Source organism: Nocardia noduli (genome assembly GCF_019038455.1).
Classification (GTDB): Bacteria; Actinomycetota; Actinomycetes; order Mycobacteriales; family Mycobacteriaceae; genus Nocardia; species Nocardia noduli.
In genome coordinates this window covers 1-2,541 of sequence record NZ_JAFMPL010000212.1, presented here as the reverse complement: position 1 = coordinate 2,541, position 2,541 = coordinate 1, and the positions used below count along the sequence as shown (strand labels likewise).

1 protein-coding gene is annotated in these 2,541 nt (G+C 66.3%); it reads left to right on the top strand.

Translation table 11 applies throughout. The features are described from left to right. Nucleotides 1–23: 23 nt before the first annotated feature. The coding region (gene clpB, locus JZ792_RS40915; RefSeq protein WP_216918330.1) for an ATP-dependent chaperone ClpB at nucleotides 24–2,541 on the top strand (2,518 nt) is incomplete at its 3' end.

Below are 2,541 nucleotides of genomic sequence, written 5' to 3'. Positions count from 1 at the left end.
ATCAATGACGTAGGAAGGTGCACGTGGACTCGTTCAATCCCACCACCAAGACCCAGGCGGCGCTGACCGCCGCCCTGCAGGCGGCCTCCGCCGCGGGCAATCCGGAGATTCGTCCGGCGCACTTGCTGGTGGCGTTGCTGGATCAAACCGACGGCATCGCCGCCCCTTTGCTGAAGGCTGTCGGAACCGATCCGGCGACGGTACGACGCGAGGCACAGGACATCGTCGACCGGCTGCCGCGCGCCACCGGCGCGACCACCACCCCGCAGCTCGGACGCGAGGCGCTGGCGGCGATCACCGCCGCCCAGCGTTTGGCCACCGAACTCGGTGACGAATACGTCTCCACCGAACACGTCCTGGTCGGATTGGCGCAGGGCGATTCGGATGTGACCATGCTGCTGACGAAGTACGGCGCGAACGCCGACGGGCTGCGCGAGGCGTTCACCACCGTGCGCGGCAGCGCCAGGGTCACCAGCCCCGATCCCGAGGGCAGCTATCAGGCGCTGGAGAAGTACTCCACCGATCTGACCGAGGCGGCGCGAGCGGGCAAACTCGATCCGGTGATCGGGCGCGACACCGAGATCCGCCGCGTGGTGCAGGTGCTGAGCCGTCGGACCAAGAACAATCCGGTGCTGATCGGTGAGCCCGGTGTCGGCAAGACCGCGATCGTCGAAGGACTGGCCCAGCGCATCATCGCCGGTGACGTGCCGGAGTCGCTGCGCGGCAAATCCGTGGTCTCCCTCGACCTGGCCGCCATGGTGGCGGGCGCGAAATATCGCGGCGAGTTCGAGGAGCGGCTCAAGGCCGTGCTCGAGGACATCAAGAACAGCGCGGGACAGGTCATCACCTTCATCGATGAGCTGCACACCATCGTCGGCGCGGGCGCGACCGGCGAATCGGCGATGGACGCGGGCAACATGATCAAGCCGATGCTGGCCAGGGGTGAGCTGCGGCTGGTCGGCGCGACCACCCTCGAGGAATACCGCAAATTCATCGAGAAGGACGCCGCCCTGGAACGCCGTTTCCAGCAGGTGCTCGTCGGCGAGCCCTCGGTGGCCGACACCATCGGCATCCTGCGCGGCATCAAGGAACGCTACGAGGTGCACCACGGCGTGCGCATCACCGATTCGGCGTTGGTCGCGGCGGCGGCGTTGTCGGATCGCTACATCACCTCCCGGTTCCTGCCGGACAAGGCGATCGACCTGGTCGACGAATCGGCGTCGCGGCTGCGTATGGAGATCGATTCCCGTCCCGTCGAGATCGACGAGGTCGAGCGCGCGGTGCGCAGGCTCGAGATCGAAGAGGTCGCGCTGAGCAAGGAGACCGACGAGGCGTCCAAGGCACGGCTGGAGAAATTGCGCCAGGAACTCGCCGACGACAGGGAGAAACTGAACCAGCTCACGACCAGGTGGCAGAACGAGAAGAACGCCATCGACGGAGTCCGTGCCCTCAAGGAGGAACTGGAATCGCTGCGCGGGGAATCCGAGCGGGCCGAACGCGACGGTGATCTCGGACGGGCCGCCGAATTGCGCTACGGCCGGATTCCGGCACTGGAGAAGAATCTGGAACAGGCCGAGCAGGTCTCCAAATCGGCCGCCGACGGTTCGGTCATGCTCAAGGAGGAGGTCGGTCCCGACGATATCGCCGAGGTGGTCTCCGCGTGGACCGGTGTCCCGGTCGGGCGGCTGCTCGAGGGCGAGACCCAGAAACTGCTGCGCATGGAGCAGGAACTGGGTAGGCGGGTCGTCGGTCAAATCGAGGCCGTCACAGCTGTCTCCGACGCGGTGCGCAGAGCGCGCGCCGGCGTCGCCGACCCGAACCGTCCGACCGGCTCGTTCATGTTCGTCGGCCCGACCGGCGTCGGTAAGACGGAATTGGCGAAAGCCTTGGCGGACTTCCTGTTCGACGACGAACGCGCCATGGTCCGCATCGATATGAGCGAGTACAGCGAGAAGCACGCGGTGGCCCGCCTGGTCGGCGCGCCGCCGGGCTATATCGGCTACGACCAGGGCGGTCAGCTCACCGAGGCGGTGCGGCGCAGGCCGTACTCGGTGGTGCTCTTCGACGAGATCGAGAAGGCCCATCCCGATGTCTTCGACATCCTGCTCGCCGTCCTCGACGAAGGCCGTCTCACCGACGGTCAGGGGCGGACGGTCGATTTCCGCAACGCCATCCTCATCCTGACCTCGAATCTGGGTGCGGGCGGCGATCAGGAATTCGTCATGAACGCGGTGCGCTCGGCGTTCAAACCGGAATTCCTCAACCGGCTCGACGACGTGGTCATGTTCCACGCGCTCGACGAGGAACAACTCGAGTACATCGTCGACATCCAGCTCGCCCAACTCCAGAAGCGGCTCGCCCAGCGCAGGCTGACCCTCGATGTCGGCGATTCGGCCAAGTTCTGGCTCGCGGTGCGGGGTTACGACCCGGTCTACGGCGCCAGACCGCTGCGCAGGCTGATCCAGCAGGCCATCGGCGACACCCTCGCCAAGGCACTGCTGGCCGGAGAGATCATCGACGGCGACACCGTGAAGGTGAATG